The sequence below is a fragment of the Mycobacterium triplex genome (assembly GCF_000689255.1).
In the GTDB taxonomy this organism is placed as follows: Bacteria; Actinomycetota; Actinomycetes; order Mycobacteriales; family Mycobacteriaceae; genus Mycobacterium; species Mycobacterium triplex.
In genome coordinates this window covers 479,767-497,458 of sequence record NZ_HG964446.1, presented here as the reverse complement: position 1 = coordinate 497,458, position 17,692 = coordinate 479,767, and the positions used below count along the sequence as shown (strand labels likewise).

Below are 17,692 nucleotides of genomic sequence, written 5' to 3'. Positions count from 1 at the left end.
GTGGCGCCCTTCGTTATTCAATGGCCGCGCTGGCGCCGTTGCGTGCAGTCCGCGGGCCGCGGGTGCCCTTGGGTGGGCGTTCCGCGCCGAGCACATACGACTTGACTAGGTGATTCCAGCTGCAGGTTCGGCAGACCTCGACCACGTGAACCGAGAACTCGGTGAACTTCATCGCCAGCAGGACCAGCTCTTCTGCGGTGCGGGCCGAACCCGATACCGCGCCCAGGTGATCGCCGAACACCCACGACACGAGCGTGAGCGGTTCCTTTCGGCAGATCGGGCACATCACCTGGCTGGTTTTGCCGTGAAATTTTGCGGCGCGCAGCAAATAGGGGTTCGCATCGCAGACCTCGGTCACGCCCGTGCGGCCCGAGTAGACCTCGGCCAGCAGCGAGCGACGCCGAAGCGCGTAATCCACCACTTGTCGCTGCAGTCGCACGTTGACCAGAGTACGTCTCCCTCGGCACCGCCGATACGCAACCGAGGCTGTCGGCACCGCTGCGCCGCGGTAACAACGGGTGACTTCTACGATCATCCCCATGGCGAAATGGCTGGGCGCACCACTCGGCGGCGGAGTGACCACCGCGACGCGCGCCAAGGACACCGACCGGCAAGAGACCTGTGCGGTGCTGGACAACGCGTTCGCCGACGGCGAGCTGTCCGGCGAGGAACACCGCGAGCGCGTCAGCAAGGCCACCAATGCGGTGACGCTGGGCGACCTCAAGCTACTGGTGTCGGATCTGCAGGGCAGCACCCCGACGCGGCTGCGTGCGGCAAAGTCGACGGCGGTGCCGGCGGTTCGCGCGCGAGGCATCGCGATCGCCGCCCTAGTGGTGTCGGTTTTGTTCGGCATGGGCCTGGGCTGGGGGCTGTACGGCAACACCAGCTCACCGCTGGACTTCACCAGCGACCCGGGCGCCAAGCCGGACGGCGTCGCGGCCGTGGTGCTGACTCCGCCCAAGCAACTGCATTCGTTGGGCGGACTCACCGGGTTGCTCGAGCAGGCCCGGAAGAAATTCGGCGACACCATCGGCTATCGACTGCTCGTCTACCCCACCTATGCCAGCTTCTATCGCCCGGACCCCGCCGACGACCGCCGGGTGCTGGACTACGACTACCGCGGCGGCTGGGACGACCCGACCGCCTCCCCCAAGACCGATGCCAAGTCCGTCGCGGCCGACCTGGGCAAGTTCGACGTCAAGGCGGCGGTCGGCGTGTTGCGCGGAGCCCCCGAGACGCTGGGCATCAAGCCGTCCGAGGTCAAGTCGACGTACCTGATCATCGAGCCCGCCAAGGACCCGACCGCCCCCGGAACGCTGACCCTGTCGGTGTACGTGTCCGGGGAGTACGGCAGCGGTTCGATCGATTTCGCCGGTGACGGCACTCCCAAGCGGGTGAACTACCCGTCCAGCTGAGACTCCCGCCTGCTTGACTGTGCGGTCCGGGCGTTGGGTGTGGAGCCCGGGCATTGACTGTGCGGTCCGGGCGTTAAATGTGCGTTCACGACAGTCGCCCTCGGCGCGTCGCCTCCCTGGACACACACCGAAAAACGTCGGCGCACACCGAAAGCCCGCGGAACCTGGGCAGCCTCGGCGCCACCGGGACCGGCCCGTATCTGGCCCGTCAACTCAATGCCAACACCAGGTAGTGTTGTGGCAAATATATCGAGGCGATACTATTACGCGACGCGTCGGCCGGACGTAACCAGTTATGCAAAGGAGGTGACTCGATGCTGGAGCTTGCCATCCTTGGGCTCCTGATCGAATCGCCGATGCATGGCTATGAGCTGCGCAAGCGGCTCACCGGCTTACTCGGTGCGTTCCGCGCGTTTTCGTACGGCTCGCTCTATCCGGCGCTGCGGCGCATGCAGGCGGATGGGTTGATTGCCGAGAATGCCGCGCCGGCCGGTACTCCAGTCCGGCGGGCCCGGCGGGTCTACGAGCTGACCGATAAGGGCCGTCAGCGTTTCGGTGAGTTGGTGGCCGACACCGGTCCGCACAACTACACCGACGACGGTTTCGGAGTACACCTGGCGTTCTTCAACCGCACCCCGGCGGAAGCCCGGATGCGGATCCTCGAGGGCCGCCGCCGTCAGGTCGAGGAACGCCGTGAGGGTTTGCGTGAAGCCGTCGCGCGGGCCAGCAGCTCACTCGACCGCTACACACGTCAGCTGCACCAACTCGGGCTTGAGTCCAGCGAGCGCGAGGTCAAGTGGCTCAACGAGCTCATCGCCGCCGAGCGCGCGGCACCCGGGCTCACCGAACAGACCTAGACCACCCAGACATTCGAGACATAGGTAATTGAGGTTAGGAGAACGCCCTATGAGTCAGCACAAGCCTTCACGGGCTCCTGAGGCACAGGACGAGGTACGAGTCGCCATTGTCGGCGTCGGTAACTGCGCGTCCTCGCTGGTTCAGGGCGTGCAGTACTACTACGACGCCGACCCGAACAGCACCGTGCCCGGCCTGATGCACGTGAAGTTCGGCCAGTACCACGTCCGCGACGTGAAGTTCGTGGCCGCCTTCGACGTGGACGCCAAGAAGGTCGGCTTCGACCTGTCGGAGGCGATCTTCGCGTCGGAGAACAACACGATCAAGATCGCCGACGTGCCGCCGACCAACGTGACGGTGCAGCGCGGGCCGACGCTCGACGGCATCGGCAAGTACTACGCCGACACCATCGAGGTGTCTGACGCCGAGGCCGTCGACGTGGTCCAGGTGCTCAAGGAGGCCAAGGTCGACGTGCTGGTGTCCTACCTGCCGGTGGGCTCCGAGGAGGCCGACAAGTTCTACGCGCAGTGCGCGATCGACGCCGGTGTGGCGTTCGTCAACGCGCTGCCGGTGTTCATCGCGTCGGACCCGGTGTGGGCCAAGAAGTTCGCCGACGCCGGTGTCCCGATCGTCGGTGACGACATCAAGAGCCAGGTCGGCGCGACGATCACGCACCGCGTGATGGCCAAGCTGTTCGAGGACCGCGGCGTGCAGCTGGACCGCACCATGCAGCTCAACGTCGGCGGCAACATGGACTTCCTCAACATGCTCGAGCGCGAGCGACTGGAGTCCAAGAAGATCTCCAAGACGCAGGCCGTGACCTCTAACCTGCAGCGCGAGTTCAAGACCAAGGACGTGCACATCGGTCCGTCCGATCACGTCGGCTGGCTCGACGACCGCAAGTGGGCCTACGTGCGGCTGGAAGGCCGTGCGTTCGGTGACGTGCCGCTGAACCTGGAGTACAAGCTCGAGGTGTGGGACTCACCGAACTCGGCCGGTGTCATCATCGACGCGGTGCGGGCGGCCAAGATCGCCAAGGACCGCGGCATTGGCGGACCGGTCATCCCGGCGTCGGCCTACCTGATGAAGAGCCCGCCGCAGCAGTTGCCCGACGACATCGCGCGCACGCAGCTCGAGCAGTTCATCGCCGCGGATTAGTTCCAACGAGTGCGCCGCCTCGCGGCGCGCTGCCGAACCGGATGCACCGGGCAATTCGGTTCACTCATCGAGTGTGCGGTGAGGTCGCGTTTCAGAACGGCGACTTCACCGCACACTCATTTTTGTGCGGGTGTGCGCCGGCGGTTTCGGGTGTGCGCCTGTTGCGGCGACACGCCGGGCGGGCCCGCCGTGGCCGCACACCCGAGGCCGGGACTGCACACTCAATTCGTCGTGACGGCCGCACACCCGAGGCCGGGACTGCCATACCGTGAACGGCGTGCTGTGCAGTCGCTTAGCATTACGCGGAGCACCCCTCCATCGACGAGTCAGGCCTAGTCACGGATGAAAGTTCAGCCCGCCGCGTTCCTGCGCACGACCCTGCCCCTGGACATGTCCCGTCTCGCCGAGCTCGACAGCGGGCGCTACCACTCGATCTGGCTGCCCGATCACATAGTCAGCTTCTGGCCGGACTCGATCTGGACGCCCGAATTCACCGACCTCGCCACCGCGTCGCCGTCACCGCATCGCCATCTCGACGGCCTGTCGGTCGCGGCCGCGGCCGCCGTGCTGACCGAGCGGGTGCCATTGGTGAGCGCGGTCGTCGACACCGTGCGGCGCCACCCCTCACTACTGGCCCAGACCGCGCTGACCATCGACCATCTCGCCAAGGGCCGTTTCATCCTCGGCTTGGGCAGCGGCGAGAGCGAGAACACGCTGCCGTACGGCTTCGACTTCGCCCGGCCGGTCAGCCGTTTCGAGGAAGCACTGACCGTGATCCGGCTGCTCTGGTGCAGCGACGGTCCCGTCGACTTCGAAGGACAGTTCTATACGCTGCATCACGCACGCTTGGACACCGAGCCGTATGGCGGGAAACCGCCGCAGATCTGGATCGGCGCCAGCGGCCCGCGCATGCTCGACATCGCCGGCCGCCACGCCGACGGCTGGTGGCCCGCCGGCGCCTGGACCCCGGAGCACTACGCCGAGATGCTTTCGGCGGTAAGGAAATCCGCCGAGCAAGCCGGCCGCGACCCGATGGCGATCACGCCGGGCTTCATGCAGGTCTGCCTGATCGGCGCCAGCGAAGACGCGCTCGCCGAGATCCTGCGGGCGCCGCTGGTCAAGGCCTTCCTGCTGCAAGTCTCGGCAGAGACATTGCGCGGCTTCGGCTTTGAGCACCCGATGGGCCCGAGTTGGCGCGGGTTCCAGGACATCGACCCCGCCGTGCTCACCCGCGAGCGGATCCGGGTGTTCCTGGACAACGTGCAGCCGGAGATGCTGCTTGCCGTCGTACCGCACGGCACCCCCCGCGAGGTGGCGAAGACCATCAAGACCTACGTGGACGCGGGCTTGCGGGTGCCCAAGATCCTCGACTACGGCGCCATGGCGGGCCTGTCCTACGCCGCCACGTCGGCGGCGAATGTCCTTGCCGCAGAAGACGAATTGATGCAGCTGTGCGGAGATCTGGCGTGAGCGCCCAACTCGACGCCGCTGAGCTGCTGCGTAGCGCGGAGGCCGAAACCGGATTGCACGACTACGGCGATCCCACGCTGCCGGAGCGCTTCGCCGTCGCCGCCGGCCACCTGAACAGCCTCGGCATGGACGCCGACGGAATCCGTGAAGCAGCGCGGGTGTGCCACTGGCTGCTCACTTCGCGGCTGGAATTCATCGAAGACCGCAATCGCTACCCGATCGGTGACGAAGTGATCGAGGCGCCGATGTTCGTGACCGGCGAACCGCGTTCGGGGACAACGCTGATGCACGCCCTGATGTCCGTCGACCCACGCGGGCGGGCGCTGCGCTTCTGGGAGGTGATGTACCCGTCACCGCCGCCGGGGTTGGCCGCCCCGGGCGACCCGCGCCGCGAACAAGCCGACGAGGACTGGCGCGAGATCAACGCGAAGATGCCCAAATGGCTGCACAGCCACCCCTACAACGACATGCTGGGCGACGGCTTACCCGAGGACGAACGCACCTGGGCCTTCGACTTCCGGGTGATGACACCGACGGCGTGGTGGCGGGTGCCGATGCAGTCACTGGTCGGCGGCCTGGCCACCGATGCCGCCGCGCAGTACCGGCTGCACAAGGCCATGCTGCAACAGCTGCAATACGCCCGGCCGCGGAAGTACTGGGTGCTGAAAGGTTTTCACGGCTTCCGGCTCAAGGAGATGTTCGAGGCCTACCCCGACGCCACCCTGGTCTGGCTGCACCGCGACCCGGTTCAGGTCGCGGCGTCACGCACCATGATGATGACCGACATCGCCGAAGGCATGGTCGGCCCCGTCGACCTGCACGCCCTGGCGAAAATGCACCTGGAGTTGACCCGCGCCGGCGTCGCCAACACGATGAGCAATCCCATGGTGGACGATCCGCGCATCCTGCACATCCGCTACACAGACTTCATCGCCGACCAGGTCGCCACGGTGCAGCGCTACTACGCGTTCGCCGGCCGGCAGGTCACGCCGGAAGCCGAGTCCGCGATGCGCGACTACCTGGCCAACAATCGCGGCGACCGCTACGGCAAGTTCCGCTACTCCACCCAGCTGTTGATCGACATCGGTGAAGACCTAGATGCGCTGCACGCCGAATTCCAGTCATTCCGTGAGCGATTCGGCGTCGAGATCGAGAATCGAGGCTGACGCGATGCCGGCCCACCAACGCCTGTCCGTGCACAACGTCACGTTTTACGGTGCCGCGTTGGCCGAACTGGAAAGCCACTGGGCGGAACTGGGCGTATCCCGGTTGAGCATCCTGGACAACCAGCTGCTCGACCCCGAGTTTCCAAAGATGTTGCAGCGCAATCCCTATACCGTCGAAGCGGTCTATCACCTTTTCGCCGGTGGCCGGCTGAACTCCGACCCGCAGGCCGCACAGGATGCGCTGATGCCGGTGATCGACGCGGCCGCCGGCGCCGGGGCGCGGATGATCTACCTGCTCACCGGCGGCCGGGGCACCCTCACCTGGAACCGGGCCGCCGACCGGTTCCGCACGATGATCGCGCCCTGCGTCGCGCACGCCCAGCAGGCCGGTGTGACGCTGGCCGTCGAGAATGCCTCCGGCCTGTACGCCGACCTGCATCTCGCCCACACCCTGCGCGACACCGTTACGCTGGCCGAGATGAGCGGGCTCGGTGTCTGCATCGACGTGTTCCACTGTTGGGCGGAAGGCGATTTCGAGGCGATGGTGCAACGTGCCCTGCCGAGAACCGAGCTCATCCAGCTCAGCGATTACGTACTCGGTGATCGTGCGCTGCCCGGCCGGGCGGTTCCCGGCGACGGCACGATTCCGATCGAAGGGTTTGTCGCCAACGCGCTGGCGAACGGCTACTCGCATGGGTTCGACCTGGAACTGATCGGACCCCGAATCGAGCAGGAGGGTCGTCTGGAATCCGCCCGACGCGCCTGCGCTGTCGTCGGGGCAATGCTGAACAGATTAGGTGCATGACAATGGCTTTCGGCGACGGTGCGGACGATGCGGCGCTGCGCTCGGCGTGGATCGAGTTCTGCGCGCGGCTGCAGCGGGCGGGCGACCAGGTCTTCAAAGACGCCAACGCCACGTCGGGCGCGCAGCGAGTCGACGCGTTTCGCTTCCTGACCCAGAACCTGGGCCAGGCCTTCGATCTGTCGCTCGAGACGCGCGACACCGGTTACCCGGTGCTGCACACCTTCTGCGGCCCGACCCGCAAGCTCGGCGGTGACTGCGCCGACTTCACCTACCAGCAAGCCTGGATCGACGGGCAGTCGACCTACCGGCTGTCCGGCAATCGCGGCACCGCAAGGTTTTTCAACGTTACCGTCCAGGGTGCGCGGGTCCCCGGGCCCGGGGTACTGCACGAGCCGTTCGGTGACACCCCGGAGGCCAACCTGTTCGGCCATCAGCTCAGGGTCGGCGACGACGGGGAATTCGAGATCTACATCGGTGGGCCCGAGTGCGGCCCGAACTGGCTTCCCACCACCGCGCACTCGCGAAAGCTGTTCATCCGTCAGGGATTCGACCGCTGGGATGAGCTGCCCGCGCAGCTGCGGATCGAGCGGGTCGACATGGCCGCCCCCAAGCCGCTCCCCGACCGCGAGGTGATGGTCGAGGCGATGGGATGGGCCGGCGAGTTCGTCACCGGCCTGATGGCGGACTGGCCGGAATTTCCGTTCACCCACGGCGGAGTCGATGCCGAACATCCGAACGCGTTTCCGCGAGTCGGCACCAGCGAAGCGGACAGCAAGCGTGGCCGCGCCGCCGCCAACATGTATTGGGAGCTGGCGCCCGACGAGGCGCTGATCGTCGAATTCGACGCCCACGACGGGCTGTGGATGTTCACCAACATGGGTGTCTTCTTCAACAGCATGGACTACCTCTACCGCCCGGTGAGCTACACGCCGAGCCGCACCAAGACCGACAGCGACGGGCGCATCCGGCTGGTCATGGCGCACCGTGATCCGAGTGTGCACAACTGGCTGGACACCCAGGGCTTCGAGCGCGGGAACCTGACCTACCGTCACATGCTCGACGGCGAACCCGTCGTGCTGGACACGCGCGTCGTCAAACACGACGACATCGCGCGCGAGCTGCCGGCGGACACCGCGATGGTGAGCCCCGCGCAGCGCAGCGCCGCGATGTGGGAGCGATTCCACGGTATTCGGCGCCGTTATGTCCTCTAGTGTCAAAGGTCGTGACCGAGATCTCCGAAGACGAACTGGACGGGCTGTCCGAATTCTCGCTGCTGTCCGAGAACGCCGAACAGGCCGGCGTCACCGGTCCGCTGCCTGAGGTAGAACGCGTCGAGGCCGAAACGCCGAACGGCAGAATCAGCGCGCTGCGCTGGGGCAACACTCCCCCGCGGATCGTTTTTTTGCACGGCGGCGGACAGAACGCCCACACCTGGGACACCGTCATCGTCGGGCTCGGCGAGCCGGCGCTGGCGGTCGACCTGCCCGGCCACGGTCATTCCGGCTGGCGCGAGGACGGCGATTATTCGCCACAGCACAACGCCGATGCGGTGGCGCCGGTGCTGCGCGACTTCGCGCCCGATGCCGACCTGATCGTGGGCATGTCGCTGGGCGGGCTGACCGGGATCCGGATCGGCGCGATCGCACCGGAACTGGTGCGCGAACTCGTTCTCGTCGACGTCACGCCGTCGGCGTTGCACCGCTATGCCGAGATGACCACCGAGCAGCAGGGCACCGTCGCGCTGGTCTCCGGCGAGCGCGAGTTCCCCAGCTTCCAGGCCATGCTGGACCTCACCGTCGCCGCGGCACCACACCGCGAAGTCAAGGCACTGCGCCGCGGCGTGTTCCACAACTCCCACCGCCTCGACAACGGCAACTGGGCGTGGCGCTACGACACCATCCGCAAAGTGCCGGACTTCGGTGATCTGTGGAACGACGTCGACGCGCTGACCGCCCCCGTCACCCTCGTGCGCGGTGGCTCATCACCGTTCGTCACCGACGAAGATGCCGCCGAACTCACCCAGCGCGCAACGCATTTCCGTCAGACACACGTTGTCGACAACTCCGGGCACTCGGTGCAAAGCGATCAGCCCCGGTCGCTGATCGAGCTGTTGGCCGGGGTGCTGGGCGCACGCTGAGAGGCTGCGGCTCCCACGGATAGGAGAAACACATGACCCGTCCCGTTCGCATCGGTGTACAACTACAGCCTCAGCACGCCCCCGAATACCACCACATCCGCGACGCCGTGCGCCGCTGCGAGGACATGGGCGTCGACGTCGCATTCACCTGGGATCACTTCTTTCCGCTCTACGGCGATCCCGACGGCGCGCATTTCGAATGCTGGACCGTGCTGGCGGCCTGGGCCGAGCAGACGTCGCGTATCGAGTTCGGCGCCCTGGTGACGTGCAACTCGTATCGCAACCCGGAGTTGCTGGCCGACATGGCACGCACCGTCGACCACATTTCCGAGGGCCGGCTGATCCTGGGCATCGGATCCGGTTGGAAAGAAAAGGACTACGAAGAGTACGGCTACGAATTCGGCACCAAGGGCAGCCGCCTCGACGACCTGGCCGCGGCGCTTCCCCGGATAACGTCGCGACTGACCAAGCTCAATCCCGCACCGACCCGCGACATCCCAATCCTGATCGGCGGCAAGGGCCCGCGAAAGACGCTGCGGTTGGTTGCCGAGTACGGCGACATCTGGCACGGCTTCACCACGGTCGACACCTACCCGGCCGCCGCCGCGGCCCTGGAAGAGCACTGCGCCGCCGTCGGACGTGACCCGTCCACGATCGAGCGGTCGGCCGGGGTGGAGAACAACAGCGGGGTTCGCCGCGGCGAGGGCGTCGACGGGTTGATCGCCAACGCCGAGGGCCTTGCCGCATTAGGGGTGACGCTGCTGACCGTCGGCGTCAACGGTCCCGATTACGACCTCGGCGCGGCCGAGGCATTGTGCCGCTGGCGCGACGCGCGTTAATTGGGGTTCGCCCTCAATTCATCCGGCAAACACCTTAACGAATGCGCGAATACATGAGAAACTTTCCTGCGCTGATCGCTGGTGCCCAGCTGCAACAGACTTGAAAGAGACTCATGCCGAAGAAATACGGAGTCAAAGAAAAGGACCAGGTTGTCAACCACATCCTCAACCTGGTGCTGACGGGCAAGCTGCGCAGCGGCGACCGCGTCGACCGCAACGAGATCGCGCTCGGCTTGGGGGTCAGTCGCGTCCCGATCCAAGAGGCCCTGGTCCAACTCGAGCACGATGGCGTCGTGTCGACCCGCTATCACCGGGGCGCGTTCGTCGAGCGGTTCGACGAAGCCAGCGTGCTCGAGCATCACGAGCTTGACGGCATGCTCAACGGCATCGCCTCGGCGCGCGCCGCGAGCAACCCGACCCCGCGTATCCTCGGGCAGCTCGATGCGCTGATGCGTTCGATGCGCACCGCGAAAGACTCCCGGACGTTTTCCGAACTCACCGCGGAGTACCGGCGCACTGTCAACGACGAATACGCCGGGCCGCGACTGCACGCCACCATCCGCGCCTCGCAGGACCTCATCCCCCAGGCGTTCTGGATGAGCTACCAGAACAATCGCGACGACGTACTGCCCTATTACGAGGACGAAACGGCGGCGATCCAGCGACGCGACCCCGAAGCCGCGCGGGCGGCATGCGTCGGCCGCGCCTACTTGATGGCGCAGACCATGTTGGCCGAACTGTTCCGGCGCAGGGTTTTCTCCGCACCCGACGACGTTCGCCAGGTTGTTTCCGGCCCCCTTCCCGTACTGGCGGGGTCCGAGTCGGTCCGCGGCCAGCCGTCGATGGCGCTCTAAATCGGCTCTCGCCGCGACGAGTTGCCGCCCGGTCGATACGGTGACGGTGATGAATTCGTGCGGAGGCCCGCGCCCAAAGCGCGGAGCCAAGCTGTTCGGACTAGCCACGACGATTGTGATCGTGTGCGGAATGGTGCTGGCCGGACCCGCGGCCGCCGATCGAAACCAATGCGCGCCGGGCGGACCTGAGCGCGCGACGGCCTTGCCGAAAGACCTGACCACCATCGGCGGGGTCGGTCGCGACGACGACCACACGACCCCCTCCGTCGAGCCACTCGGCTCGATCAACGTCGACGCGTTGGGCCTGAGCTCACCGGGCGTCCTGAGCGTCGGCACACTGTCGGATGCCCCGCCCTCGATCTGCGTTGACCCCGCCGGCACCTTCAGCGGTTTCGACAATCAGCTGCTGACCGCGATGGCGGAAAAGTTGGGCCTGCGAGTGCGTTTCGCCAGTACGGATTTCTCCGCGCTGCTCGCCGAGGTGGCGTCGCGGCGCTTCGACGTCGGCTCGGCCTCGGTGAAAGCCACCACTGCCCGTCGTCACACCGTCGGGTTCACCAACGGCTACGACTTCGGCTACTACGCACTGATCGTGCCGCCCGGATCGCCCATCGACGGCTTCGATGATCTCGCCGAAGGACAACGCATCGGGGTCGTCCAGGGCACCGTCGAAGAGTCCTACGTCGTCGACACCCTGCACCTGCAGCCGGTGAAGTATCCCGGCTTCTCCACCGTGTACGCCAGCCTCAAGACACACCAAATCGACGCCTGGGTAGCGCCGGCGGCGCTGGCCGCCAGGGTGATGCACCCCGGCGATCCGGCGGTGGTGGTTGCCAACGAGTTCAGCCCGGGCGACTTCGTCGCGTACGCGGTTGCCAAGGAGAACACTCCACTCATCGCCGCGCTGAACGCCGCGCTGGACGCCGTCATCGCCGACGGCACCTGGGCGAGGCTGTACTCCGACTGGGTTCCGCGACCGCTGCCGCCCGGCTGGAAACCCGGATCCCGGGCCGCCCCGGTCCCGCATCTACCGGACTTCGCCGCGATCGCGGCCAGCAACCACCACCAGTCGGAGCGACCGCCCGCCCCGAAATCCACGCTCGCGCAACTGCGCGACCAGTTCTTGGATTGGGACCTCTACAAGCAAGCGATCCCCGCTCTCCTGATGACCGGGCTGCCCAACACGTTGATCCTGACCAACAGCGCACTGGTGATCGGGCTGGTGCTCGGCATGGTGCTGGCGATGGCGGGCATGTCGCATTCCTGGTGGCTGCGTTGGCCGGCGCGGATCTATACCGACATCTTCCGTGGTCTTCCCGAGGTGGTGATCATTCTGATCATCGGGATGGGAATCGGACCGCTCGTCGGCGGGCTGACGCACAACAACCCGTACCCGTTGGGTATCGCCGCGCTGGGATTGATGGCCGCCGCCTACATCGGCGAGATTCTGCGCTCGGGAATCCAGAGCGTCGACAGCGGGCAGCTGGAGGCCTCGCGCGCACTCGGATTCAGCTATCCGGACGCGATGCGGCTGGTGGTGGTGCCGCAGGGGATCCGGCGGGTGCTGCCCGCGCTGGTCAATCAGGCGATCGCATTGCTGAAGGGCTCGGCGCTGGTGTACTTCCTGGGCCTGGTCGCCCAAGAGCGCGAACTGTTCCAAGTGGGCCGCGACCTCAACGCGCAGACCGGCAACTTGTCGCCGTTGGTGGCCGCAGGTCTCTTCTACCTGTTATTGACCGTTCCGTTAACGCATTTGGTGAATTACATCGATACGCGGTTGCGCAGCGGCAGCAACACCGACGACACCGACGAACCCGCCGCGATGGTCACTTCCACACTCGGGCCGGGGATGACATGACCGACGACACCGCAGGGCGGGCATCAGTTTCGTTGGAAGCCAGGGATATTCACAAGACCCTGGGCGGGACGAAGGTGCTGCGCGGCGTCAGCTTCGAAGCCCCCGCCGGCACCACGGTCGCCGTCATCGGGCCGTCCGGCTCGGGTAAGTCGACGTTGCTGCGCGCCCTCAACCGGCTGCATGAACCCGACAGCGGCGACATCCTGCTGGACGGACGATCGGTGCTGGGCGACGACCCCAACGAGTTGCGCCAGCGCATCGGGATGGTGTTCCAGCATTACAACCTGTTCCCCCATCTGACGATCCTCAAGAACATCGCGCTGGGCCCGCAGAAGCTGCGCGGGCTGTCCGCGGCGGAGGCCAAAGAGCTCGCGCTGACGCAGCTGGCACGAGTTGGACTGAAGCACAAGGCCGGTGCCCGCCCCGGCATGCTCTCCGGTGGCCAGCAGCAACGGGTTGCGATCGCCCGGGCGCTGGCGATGGCGCCACAGGTGATGTTCTTCGACGAGGCGACCTCGGCGCTGGATCCGGAAATGGTCAAGGGAGCCTTGCAGCTCATCGCCGACCTCGGGGCGGGCGGCATGACGATGATCGTGGTCACGCACGAAATGGGTTTCGCGCGGTCGGCATCGGACACCGTGGTGTTCATGGATCAAGGCAAGGTGGTGGAATCCGGGCCACCTGAGCAGATATTCGAAGCGGCTACAACTGACCGCCTGCAGCGATTCCTGTCCCAAGTGCTTTGACGGGCTAGAAATAGTCCGTAGCTACCTTGTACGGCACCCATATCGGGTTAGACTGCCGACTTATGGCGGACAGCGACTCCACCGCGGCCGAGGTAACCGAGCTTGCGGAAGGCTTGCACCGCGCACTGTCCAAGCTGTTTTCGATCCTGCGCCGAGGCGACCCCAGCGGAGTGGTGGCGGGCGAATTGACCTTGGCGCAGCTGTCGATCTTGGTCACCCTGCTCGATCAAGGCCCCATCCGGATGACGGATCTGGCCGCACACGAACGGGTGCGGACCCCCACCACGACCGTCGCGATCCGACGGCTGGAGAAGATCGGGCTGGTGAAGCGTTCCCGCGATCCGTCCGACCTGCGCGCCGTGCTGGTCGACATCACCCCGCGCGGCCGCGCCGTTCACGCCGAGTCGCTGGCCAACCGGCACGCGGCACTGGCCGCGATGCTCAGCCAACTCAACGAGTCCGACCTGAACATGCTGACCAAAGCACTGGCACCGCTGGAGCGCCTGGCGTCGGGAGAGCCGACGTCGGGGCCCGCCGGAGGAGAATCCCCCGCGCGCAAGCGCGCGTGAAAGTAGCTGTTTTCCAACGGCATTGGTGATGTCCGTAGACTGAGTCACATGCCAACCGCACTCATCACTGGTGCCGGCGGGGGCATCGGTTCCGCCATCGCCACCGCGCTGGCCCCGACGCATACGCTGCTGCTGGCCGGTCGACCCTCCGCCCGGCTCGACGCCGTCGCGGAGCGCCTCGGCGCCACCACCTTCCCACTGGACCTGACCGACGTCGACGAGATCGAGGCCGCCTGCGAGATCGTCGACGAGCTCGACGTGCTGGTGCACAACGCGGGAGTGTCCTTTCCGGGCCGGGTCGCCGAGTCGCACGTCGACGAATGGCGGGCCACCTTCAGCGTGAATGTCTTTGGCGCGGTGGCTCTTACGCTGGAACTGTTGCCCGCCCTGCGCAGCGCCCGCGGTCAGGTGGTGTTCATCAACTCCGGTGCGGGGCGCGCGGTTTCGCCGGGCATGGCGTCCTACTCGGCCAGCAAGTTCGCCTTGCGCGCGTTCGCCGACTCCCTGCGCACCGATGAACCGAGCCTGCGAGTCACCACGATATTTCCGGGCCGCACCGACACCGAGATGCAGCGCGAACTCGTCGCGTTCGAGGGTGGCGACTACGACGCCGCCGACTTCCTGCGACCCGAAACCGTCGCCGCTGCGGTCGCCCAAGCGGTGGCCACACCGCGCGACGGCCACGTCCACGAGGTGGTACTGCGGCCGGGCCGGCGGTAGCCGGCGTCAGACCACCAGATTCACCAGCCGGCCGGCAACCACGATCACCTTGCGGGGGGTCGCTCCGGCCAGGAAGGCCTTGACCTTTTCATCCGCCAGCGCCGCTGCTTTGAGGGTGTCGTCATCGGCATTGGCGGCTACCACCACACGTCCGCGCACCTTACCGTTGACCTGCACCGGGTACTCGACGGTGTCGTCGACAAGATAGGCCGGGTCGGCCACCGGGAACGGGCCGTGCGCCAACGACGTGGTGTGCCCCAACCGCGACCACAACTCCTCGGCCAGGTGCGGGGCCAGCGGTGCCAGCATCAGCACCAGCGGTTCGACCGCCGCGCGGGGCACCGCATCGCGGTGCTCTTTGGTGAGGTGGTTGGTGTACTCGATCAGCTTGGCAGCCGCGGTGTTATTCCGCAGGGCCGCATAGTCTTCCGAGACTCCCTCGATAGTGCGGTGCAGGGCGCGCAGCGTTTCGGTGTCCAGCTGCTCGCCCACGTCGGCCACCCGCGATTCGCCGGTGTTCTCGTCGACCACCAGCCGCCAGACCCGCTGCAAGAAACGGTGTGCGCCGACGACGTCCTTGGTCGCCCATGGCCGGGACGCCTCCAGCGGGCCCATCGACATCTCGTACACCCGCAGGGTGTCCGCGCCGTATTCGTCGCAGATGGTGTCGGGTGAGATCGAATTCTTCAGGCTCTTACCGATTTTGCCGAATTCCTGAAAGACTTCGACCTCGCCGTCGGGTCCGGGATAGAAGAATCTGTTGCCGCGTTCGACCACCTCGTCGGCCGCGACGTAGGAACCGCGGGCGTCAGTGTAGGCGAACGCCTGGATGTAGCCCTGGTTGACCAGGCGGCGGTAAGGCTCCCGCGAACTGACGTGGCCCAGGTCGTAGAGAACCTTGTGCCAGAACCTGGCATACAGCAGGTGCAGCACCGCGTGCTCGGCTCCCCCGACGTACAAGTCGACGCCACCGGGGTCCCGCGGACCGTGCTCGGCCGGCCGCGGACCCATCCAATATGCCTCGTTTTCCCTGGCGCAGAACCGTTCCGAGTTATGCGGATCGGCGTAGCGCAACTCGTACCATGAGCTGCCGGCCCACTGCGGCATCACATTGGTGTCGCGGCTGTAGGGCTTCAGCCCGTCGCCCAAATCCAGCTCGACGTGCACCCAGTCGGTGGCCTTGCCCAGTGGCGGCGACGGCTCGCTGTCGGCGTCGTCCGGATCGAACAGCACCGGCGAATAGTCGGGGATGTCCGGAAGCTCCACCGGTAACGCGGCCTCGCTCAGTGCGTGCGGGCGGCCGTCGCTGTCGTAGACGATGGGAAACGGTTCGCCCCAGTACCGCTGGCGCGCGAAAAGCCAATCGCGCAACTTGAATTCGATCCGCGCCCGGCCACGGCCCTCGGCCTCCAGGCGGGCGGTGATGGCCGCCTTGGCGGCCGCGACGTCCATTCCGTCGAGATAACCGGAGTTCACCAGCACGCCGTCGCCGGCGTATGCGGACTCCGAAATATCGCCGCCGGCGATGACTTCCACGATCGGGAGGTGGAACGCGGTGGCGAAGTCCCAGTCACGCTGGTCGTGGCCCGGCACCGCCATGATCGCGCCGGTGCCGTAGCCCACCAGCACGTAGTCGGCGATGAAGATCGGCACCGGTTTGCCGTTGGCCGGGTTGGTCGCGTAGCTGCCCAGGAAGACGCCGGTCTTCTCCTTGCTCTCCTGGCGCTCGAGGTCCGACTTCGCGCCGATCGCGCGTCGGTACGCCGCGACGGCTTCGCGGGGTGTGACGGCGCCGTAGGTCCACGTGGCGTCCACCCCGTCCGGCCAGGCGGCGGCAACGAGGTCGTCCACCAGCTCGTGTTCGGGCGCCAGCACCAGATACGTTGCGCCGAACAAAGTGTCGGGCCGCGTGGTGAACACGTCGATGTCGACGATCTCGCCGCTGGAGGTCGTCGCCGAGAACAACGCCTCGGCGCCGGTGGAACGGCCGATCCAGTTGCGCTGCATGGTCTTGACCTGGTCCGGCCAGTCCAGCACGTCCAGGTCGTCGAGCAGCCGGTCGGAGTACGCGGTGATGCGCATCATCCACTGCCGCAACCGTTTCCGGAACACCGGGAAGTTGCCGCGATCACTGCGTCCGTCGGAGGTGACCTCTTCGTTGGCCAGCACGGTGCCCAGTCCGGGGCACCAGTTCACCATCGAGTCGGCGCGGTACACCAGCCGGTGGCCGTCGATCACGTCGGCGCGCTCCCCCGCCGACAAGGTCGCCCAGTCCCGGCCGTCGTCCAGACGGCGGGCACCGGAATCGAACTCGGCGATCAACTCGGTGATGGGGCGGGCCTTGCCGGCGGCGGTGTCGAACCACGCGTTGTAGATCTGCAGGAAGATCCATTGCGTCCACTTGTAGAACTCGACGTCGGTGGTCGAGAAGGTTCGCCGGCTGTCGTGCCCGAGTCCCAGCCGGCCCAGCTGCCGGCGGAAGTTGACGATGTTGGCCTCGGTCCGAGCGCGCGGATGGGTGCCGGTTTGCACCGCATACTGCTCGGCGGGCAGTCCGAACGCGTCAAAACCCAAGGCGTGCAGCACGTTACGGCCAATCATGCGGAAGTAGCGCGCGTAGACGTCGGTCGCGATGTAGCCGAGGGGATGTCCGACGTGCAGCCCGTCGCCCGACGGGTAGGGGAACATGTCCTGGACGAACAGCTTGTCGTCGGGCACCGGTGCGCCATCCGCCGGGGCCAACGACCCCACCGGGTTGGACACATTGAACGTCCCGAGCCGCGCCCAGTTGTCCTGCCAGGTGCCCTCAATACGGCCGGCGAGCTCCGCGGTGTAACGGAAAGGCGGCGCGTCGGACTCGCTCTGGGCACCTGTGGGGTTGCTCCGAGACGAGGCGGTCGGCGATTGGGTCACCCGAACAGCGTATAAGGGACGCCTCGGCGGGCCTGTCGGCCACAGGTTGATAAAGGTTGCGTTGCGCAGAGATCAGGGGTTCATCCCAGCTCTGTTTCGGCCCTGTCCAGCGCGTTTGACCTCTGGTTACAGTCAGCCTCTATACGACGGATGCTGGTGGGCCAGCCATTCGGAAGGACCGACAGAG

General features: G+C 66.4%; 16 protein-coding genes. 14 read left to right on the top strand and 2 right to left on the bottom strand.

What is annotated here, in order from left to right; genetic code table 11:
- Window positions 1-13 precede the first annotated feature (13 nt).
- Window positions 14-439 (bottom strand): DUF5318 domain-containing protein, encoded by a 426-nt coding sequence (locus tag BN973_RS02260; RefSeq protein ID WP_036465638.1) that lies wholly within the window; start codon window positions 437-439, stop codon window positions 14-16.
- Between the two features lie 100 nt (window positions 440-539).
- Here BN973_RS02260 and BN973_RS02255 point away from each other — a divergent pair, with 100 nt between their 5' ends.
- The 14 genes from BN973_RS02255 to BN973_RS02190 all read left to right on the top strand — a co-directional run bounded on the left by BN973_RS02255 (window position 540) and on the right by BN973_RS02190 (window position 14,592).
- Window positions 540-1,415 (top strand): DUF1707 SHOCT-like domain-containing protein, encoded by an 876-nt coding sequence (locus BN973_RS02255; protein ID WP_036465636.1) that lies wholly within the window; start codon window positions 540-542, stop codon window positions 1,413-1,415.
- 314 nt (window positions 1,416-1,729) lie between these two features.
- Window positions 1,730-2,272, top strand: coding sequence for a PadR family transcriptional regulator (locus tag BN973_RS02250; RefSeq protein ID WP_036465634.1), 543 nt, complete (start codon window positions 1,730-1,732; stop codon window positions 2,270-2,272).
- 49 nt (window positions 2,273-2,321) lie between these two features.
- Window positions 2,322-3,428 carry an inositol-3-phosphate synthase gene (locus BN973_RS02245; RefSeq protein ID WP_036465633.1) on the top strand — a complete coding sequence of 369 codons (1,107 nt, stop codon included), beginning with the start codon at window positions 2,322-2,324 and terminating at the stop codon, window positions 3,426-3,428.
- Window positions 3,429-3,770: 342 nt separating this feature from the next.
- Window positions 3,771-4,898, top strand: coding sequence for an LLM class flavin-dependent oxidoreductase (locus BN973_RS02240; protein ID WP_036465631.1), 1,128 nt, complete (start codon window positions 3,771-3,773; stop codon window positions 4,896-4,898).
- Window positions 4,895-6,064, top strand: a complete 1,170-nt coding sequence (locus BN973_RS02235) for a sulfotransferase family protein (RefSeq protein ID WP_036465629.1) — start codon at window positions 4,895-4,897, stop codon at window positions 6,062-6,064. Before BN973_RS02240 ends, BN973_RS02235 begins: the two co-directional genes overlap by 4 nt.
- A 4-nt stretch (window positions 6,065-6,068) precedes the next feature.
- On the top strand, window positions 6,069-6,869 hold the full coding sequence (locus BN973_RS02230) for a sugar phosphate isomerase/epimerase family protein (RefSeq protein WP_036465627.1): 801 nt from the start codon (window positions 6,069-6,071) through the stop codon (window positions 6,867-6,869).
- Window positions 6,866-8,080, top strand: a complete 1,215-nt coding sequence (locus BN973_RS02225; protein ID WP_232232010.1) for a DUF1214 domain-containing protein — start codon at window positions 6,866-6,868, stop codon at window positions 8,078-8,080. Before BN973_RS02230 ends, BN973_RS02225 begins: the two co-directional genes overlap by 4 nt.
- Before the next feature lie 11 nt (window positions 8,081-8,091).
- On the top strand, window positions 8,092-9,006 hold the full coding sequence (locus tag BN973_RS02220; protein WP_036471937.1) for an alpha/beta fold hydrolase: 915 nt from the start codon (window positions 8,092-8,094) through the stop codon (window positions 9,004-9,006).
- 32 nt (window positions 9,007-9,038) lie between these two features.
- A complete protein-coding gene (locus BN973_RS02215) occupies window positions 9,039-9,845 on the top strand; it encodes an LLM class F420-dependent oxidoreductase (protein WP_036465625.1) in 807 nt (268 codons plus the stop codon).
- Window positions 9,846-9,958: 113 nt separating this feature from the next.
- The gene (locus BN973_RS02210; RefSeq protein ID WP_036465624.1) at window positions 9,959-10,699 is read left to right on the top strand and encodes a GntR family transcriptional regulator; all 741 of its coding nucleotides are present in this window, start codon (window positions 9,959-9,961) and stop codon (window positions 10,697-10,699) included.
- Window positions 10,700-10,748: 49 nt separating this feature from the next.
- The gene (locus BN973_RS02205) at window positions 10,749-12,557 is read left to right on the top strand and encodes an ABC transporter substrate-binding protein/permease (RefSeq protein WP_036471936.1); all 1,809 of its coding nucleotides are present in this window, start codon (window positions 10,749-10,751) and stop codon (window positions 12,555-12,557) included.
- Window positions 12,554-13,303: an amino acid ABC transporter ATP-binding protein gene (locus BN973_RS02200; RefSeq protein ID WP_036465622.1), complete on the top strand. Its 750-nt coding sequence runs from the start codon at window positions 12,554-12,556 to the stop codon at window positions 13,301-13,303. Before BN973_RS02205 ends, BN973_RS02200 begins: the two co-directional genes overlap by 4 nt.
- Window positions 13,304-13,365: 62 nt before the next feature.
- On the top strand, window positions 13,366-13,872 hold the full coding sequence (locus tag BN973_RS02195; protein WP_036465621.1) for a MarR family winged helix-turn-helix transcriptional regulator: 507 nt from the start codon (window positions 13,366-13,368) through the stop codon (window positions 13,870-13,872).
- 48 nt (window positions 13,873-13,920) lie between these two features.
- Window positions 13,921-14,592: an SDR family oxidoreductase gene (locus BN973_RS02190; protein ID WP_036465619.1), complete on the top strand. Its 672-nt coding sequence runs from the start codon at window positions 13,921-13,923 to the stop codon at window positions 14,590-14,592.
- Window positions 14,593-14,598: 6 nt separating this feature from the next.
- Here the strand turns inward: BN973_RS02190 and leuS are convergent, their stop codons facing one another.
- Window positions 14,599-17,505, bottom strand: a complete 2,907-nt coding sequence (gene leuS / locus BN973_RS02185) for a leucine--tRNA ligase (protein WP_036465618.1) — start codon at window positions 17,503-17,505, stop codon at window positions 14,599-14,601.
- Window positions 17,506-17,692: the final 187 nt, after the last annotated feature.

Excerpts from the sequence above, each read along its gene's own strand:
- BN973_RS02255 (WP_036465636.1), top strand. The coding sequence starts at position 540 with ATGGCGAAATGGCTGGGCGCACCACTCGGCGGCGGAGTGACCACCGCG.
- BN973_RS02250 (WP_036465634.1), top strand. The coding sequence starts at position 1,730 with ATGCTGGAGCTTGCCATCCTTGGGCTCCTGATCGAATCGCCGATGCAT.
- BN973_RS02245 (WP_036465633.1), top strand. The coding sequence starts at position 2,322 with ATGAGTCAGCACAAGCCTTCACGGGCTCCTGAGGCACAGGACGAGGTA.
- BN973_RS02240 (WP_036465631.1), top strand. The coding sequence starts at position 3,771 with ATGAAAGTTCAGCCCGCCGCGTTCCTGCGCACGACCCTGCCCCTGGAC.
- BN973_RS02230 (WP_036465627.1), top strand. The coding sequence starts at position 6,069 with ATGCCGGCCCACCAACGCCTGTCCGTGCACAACGTCACGTTTTACGGT.
- BN973_RS02225 (WP_232232010.1), top strand. The coding sequence starts at position 6,866 with ATGACAATGGCTTTCGGCGACGGTGCGGACGATGCGGCGCTGCGCTCG.
- BN973_RS02215 (WP_036465625.1), top strand. The coding sequence starts at position 9,039 with ATGACCCGTCCCGTTCGCATCGGTGTACAACTACAGCCTCAGCACGCC.
- BN973_RS02210 (WP_036465624.1), top strand. The coding sequence starts at position 9,959 with ATGCCGAAGAAATACGGAGTCAAAGAAAAGGACCAGGTTGTCAACCAC.
- BN973_RS02205 (WP_036471936.1), top strand. The coding sequence starts at position 10,749 with ATGAATTCGTGCGGAGGCCCGCGCCCAAAGCGCGGAGCCAAGCTGTTC.
- BN973_RS02200 (WP_036465622.1), top strand. The coding sequence starts at position 12,554 with ATGACCGACGACACCGCAGGGCGGGCATCAGTTTCGTTGGAAGCCAGG.
- BN973_RS02195 (WP_036465621.1), top strand. The coding sequence starts at position 13,366 with ATGGCGGACAGCGACTCCACCGCGGCCGAGGTAACCGAGCTTGCGGAA.
- BN973_RS02190 (WP_036465619.1), top strand. The coding sequence starts at position 13,921 with ATGCCAACCGCACTCATCACTGGTGCCGGCGGGGGCATCGGTTCCGCC.